Raw genomic sequence first — 3,847 nt, 5'->3', positions numbered from 1 at the left:
GCCTCCCAGCGGGGATCGTTGTCGCCGAGCGCGACAAGGGCAGCCGTACCGATCGAGACCGCGTCGACGCCGAGCGCCAGCGCCTTGGCGACATCGGCGCCGTTGCGGATGCCACCGGAGACGATCAGCTGCACTTTGCGGTGCATGCCTAGATCCTGCAGCGCCTGCACCGCCGGCCTGATGCAGGCAAGCGTCGGCATACCGACATTTTCGATGAACACTTCCTGGGTGGCGGCGGTGCCGCCCTGCATGCCGTCGACGACAACGACATCGGCGCCGGCCTTCACGGCAAGCGCGGTGTCGTAGTAGGGCCGGGCGCCGCCGACCTTGACGTAGATCGGCTTTTCCCAGTCGGTGATTTCGCGCAGTTCGAGGATCTTGATCTCGAGATCGTCGGGTCCGGTCCAATCGGGATGGCGCGAGGCCGAGCGCTGGTCGATGCCCTTGGGCAGCGTGCGCATTTCGGCGACACGGTCGGAAATCTTCTGGCCAAGCAGCATGCCGCCGCCGCCCGGTTTGGCACCCTGGCCGACGACGACTTCGATCGCATCGGCCCGGCGCAAATCGCGCAGGTTCATGCCGTAGCGCGACGGCAGATATTGATAGACCAGCTGCTTGGAATGGCCGCGCTCTTCCTCGGTCATGCCGCCGTCGCCGGTGGTGGTCGAAGTGCCCGACAGGGTCGCGCCGCGCCCGAGTGCCTCCTTGGCGGGGCCTGACAGTGAGCCGAAGCTCATGCCGGCGATGGTGATCGGGATCTTCAGCTCGATCGGCTTCTTGGCATGACGAGAGCCGAGCACGACCGATGTGTCGCAGCGCTCGCGATAGCCTTCGAGCGGATAGCGCGAGATCGATGCGCCGAGGAACAGAAGGTCGTCGAAATGCGGCAGCTTGCGCTTGGCGCCGGCGCCGCGGATGTCATAGATGCCGGTCGCCGCGGCACGGCGGATTTCGGAAAGCGTGTAGTCGTCGAAGGTCGCGGATTTGCGCGGCGTCGTCGGCGGGTTCCTGTAGGTCATGCTGCCTCAATACGCGTCGGCGTTGTCGATATTGAAATTGTAGAGCGTGCGCGCCGAGCCGTAGCGCTTGAACTCCGACGGCTTGACGCCGGTGATGCCGGCACGGTCGAGCAGGCCTTGCAGCAATTCCAGATGCTCGGTCCGCATCTCCTTGGCGATGCAGTCGGCACCGAGGCTTTCGACCTTGCCGCGTACGAAGAGCCGCGCCTCGTAGATGGAATCGCCCAGCGCGTCGCCGGCATCGCCCAGCACCACCAGATTGCCCGACTGCGCCATGAAGGCCGACATGTGGCCGATATTGCCGTGCACGACGATGTCGATGCCCTTCATCGAGATGCCGCAGCGCGACGAGGCATTGCCTTCGATGACCAGCAGGCCGCCCTTGCCGGTGGCGCCGGCATACTGGCTGGCGTCGCCTTTGATGGTGATCGAGCCCGACATCATGTTCTCGCCGACGCCGGGACCCGCCGAGCCATGCACGGTGATGGTGCTGCCGGAATTCATGCCGCCGCAATAATAGCCGACGCTGCCACGCACATCGATGGCAACAGGCTGGTCGACGCCGACGGCGACCGAATGGCTGCCTTTCGGGTTCAGCACTTCCCAGGCCGTTTCATTCGAGCCGGGCGACAGATTGTGCAGCGCCTGGTTGAGTTCGCGCAGCGACGATTGGTCAAGATCGAAGACCCGAGGGTCATGTGCTGCGGTCTTTGAAAGCGTGGTTGCCGACATGAATTCAATGCTCCCAGAAATAGACGGTTGCGGGCTCGGGTTCCCAGACCCTCGCATTGTCTATGCCGGGTAGTTTGGTCAGCGCGCGATATTCCGAGCCGAAGGCGACATACTGGTCGGTTTCGGCCATCACGGCAGGCTTGCAGGCGATCGGATCGCGCACCACGCCAAAACCGTTCTTGGTGCCGACGACGAAGGTGAAGAAGCCGTCGAGGTCGGAGAGCGTGCCTTCCAGCGCCTCGCCGAGATTCTTGCCATGCGCCATCTGCGACGAAAGATAGGCGGCGGCCACTTCAGTGTCGTTCTCGGTCTCGAAGGTCATGCCTTCACGGATCAACTCGCGGCGGACGTTGTTGTGGTTCGACAGCGAGCCATTGTGCACCAGGCACTGGTCGGCGCCGGTCGAGAACGGGTGCGCGCCCATCGTCGTCACCGCCGATTCCGTTGCCATGCGGGTATGGCCGATGCCATGCGTGCCGGTCATCTTGCGGACATCGAAGCGCTCGACGACGGCCTCCGGCAGGCCGACTTCCTTGTAGATCTCGACAACGTCGCCGGCGCCCATGATGCGGATGTCGGGGCGCAGCGCCTGGATGGTTTCGCGCGCTTCATCGATCTTGGCCGGCGTGGTCCTGACGACGGCATGGGTGGATTTCACCGCGATCGTCACCGGCGTGCCGATGGCCTTGGCGAGCTCCGCCTCGAGGCCGCGGAAATCGCGGTCGGGCCTGGCTGACTGGATGGTGATCTTGGCCTCATTCTTGGAAGGCGCGCCATAGATGGCGATACCGGCGCTATCGGGACCGCGGTCGCTGAGGGAGATCAGCATCTGCGACAGCATCGCACCAAGCTGGGGTTCCAGCGACTTGTCCTTCAAAAACAGTCCGACAATTCCACACATGTCAGCCTCCCGATGTTTGTAGCTAAGAGATCGTTTGTAGCTAAGAGAGGATGTATCGAATGAGCCGCACAAATTCAATCGTATGAAAAAAATATTCCTCCAGTTACCTATGCGGCTCAATGCCGCTCTGCGCACTGTCGCCGTCTCGCCGGGCATTGTGAACCCATTTGGCGGTGCGGATGCGGGCGAGCTTGTAGGCGTCGAGAATCGACAAGGCATAGATCAGGAAGCCGCCGGCGTGACGGCCGACAAAGCTGGCATCCGACGGTGCGATCTTGGCCGTCACCCATGCCAGGATCACCATGAAGAAAAGGAACTGAAGGCCGCGCACCGGCACGCCGAGAATGACGTGCCCGCTTCCCGGCAGCACGATTGCGGCGCCGAGAACCAGATAAGGATTGGTGGGTGCCGTGGTGGGAATGGTCATGCGGCTTGGCGTTCGCTTTTGTTGATGGCGTCGCGAAGCGCCGACACCGACACCAGCAGTCTTTCGATCAGCGCGGGATCGAGTGTGGCGTCGCCAAATTCGGCCTGCCTGAACACACCGTAGCGCGCCCGTTCGGCTTCGGCCAGCAGCCACACGATGCGTACCCCTTTCGGGGTGATCAGCAGTTCCTTGGCGCGCCCTTCGGAAAAAATCCCGAGGTGGCCGGCGATGGTCTCCAGTGGGAAGTGGACGCCCCTGCGATCCGTCCGCAACACGGCCTCGGCCGGAAATGCCGAACTCTTCGGCAGCGTGTGGTCGAGATGATCGAAATTGGAGAAGGTCGTCGGCGACCCCGGCCGCATCATCATATCGAAGGTGCCGGGCACGGCCACCGGCTCGGTGATCGAAACACTGAGCCAGCGCGCCGGCAGTTTCCGCGTCGCCAGTGTGTCGACGATGGTGCGCACCTGGACACGTTTGCTGTTCCAGGACCCTTCCCAGGTGATGACACCGGCGGTGCCGTCCGAGACATTGGCTGCGTCGGCGATGGCTGTGCGGATGCGGTCCTGCTCGACGGCAAGCGCCATCGATGCCCTGTTGCGGCTGGCACGCGCCTGCCAGGCAAGGTGGAGAACGATAGCCAGGACAATGGCTCCGGCCAGCAGTGCTGATGTCAGCTCGGACATTTTCTCATGCCACGCCCATCCAGGATACGGACCGGCCTACTCCCATCAATAACCCTGCGGCTTCGGCCACGGCATGGTGAAC

At 63.2% G+C, this 3,847-nt stretch carries 5 protein-coding genes; all 5 read right to left on the bottom strand.

The genetic code is table 11. From position 1 onward, the window contains the following. Window positions 1–1,019, bottom strand: a 1,019-nt coding sequence (locus EN750_RS22830) for a glutamate synthase-related protein (RefSeq protein WP_127397722.1), incomplete at its 3' end; no start/stop codon positions are given. A gap of 6 nt (window positions 1,020–1,025) precedes the next feature. Then, window positions 1,026–1,751 carry a GXGXG domain-containing protein gene (locus EN750_RS22825; protein ID WP_127397721.1) on the bottom strand — a complete coding sequence of 242 codons (726 nt, stop codon included), beginning with the start codon at window positions 1,749–1,751 and terminating at the stop codon, window positions 1,026–1,028. A 4-nt stretch (window positions 1,752–1,755) separates the two neighbouring features. Continuing rightward, the gene (locus EN750_RS22820) at window positions 1,756–2,652 is read right to left on the bottom strand and encodes a glutamine amidotransferase family protein (RefSeq protein ID WP_127397720.1); all 897 of its coding nucleotides are present in this window, start codon (window positions 2,650–2,652) and stop codon (window positions 1,756–1,758) included. 103 nt (window positions 2,653–2,755) lie between these two features. Next, window positions 2,756–3,079, bottom strand: coding sequence for a hypothetical protein (locus EN750_RS22815; RefSeq protein WP_127397719.1), 324 nt, complete (start codon window positions 3,077–3,079; stop codon window positions 2,756–2,758). After that, complete coding sequence (locus EN750_RS22810) at window positions 3,076–3,765, bottom strand: hypothetical protein (RefSeq protein ID WP_164873888.1); 690 nt, start codon at window positions 3,763–3,765, stop codon at window positions 3,076–3,078. The genes EN750_RS22815 and EN750_RS22810 overlap by 4 nt, the downstream gene beginning before the upstream one ends. Window positions 3,766–3,847: the final 82 nt, after the last annotated feature.

It is taken from the genome of Mesorhizobium sp. M7A.F.Ca.ET.027.03.2.1, from assembly GCF_003999175.1.
In the GTDB taxonomy this organism is placed as follows: domain Bacteria; phylum Pseudomonadota; class Alphaproteobacteria; order Rhizobiales; family Rhizobiaceae; genus Mesorhizobium.
Note: the sequence above shows the minus strand (reverse complement) of the source record. Positions and strands in the feature narration are given on the sequence as shown.

Bases quoted from the DNA above. Each gene is read 5' to 3' on its own strand.
- EN750_RS22820 (WP_127397720.1), bottom strand. From the start codon at position 2,652: ATGTGTGGAATTGTCGGACTGTTTTTGAAGGACAAGTCGCTGGAACCC.
- EN750_RS22825 (WP_127397721.1), bottom strand. From the start codon at position 1,751: ATGTCGGCAACCACGCTTTCAAAGACCGCAGCACATGACCCTCGGGTC.
- EN750_RS22815 (WP_127397719.1), bottom strand. From the start codon at position 3,079: ATGACCATTCCCACCACGGCACCCACCAATCCTTATCTGGTTCTCGGC.
- EN750_RS22810 (WP_164873888.1), bottom strand. From the start codon at position 3,765: ATGTCCGAGCTGACATCAGCACTGCTGGCCGGAGCCATTGTCCTGGCT.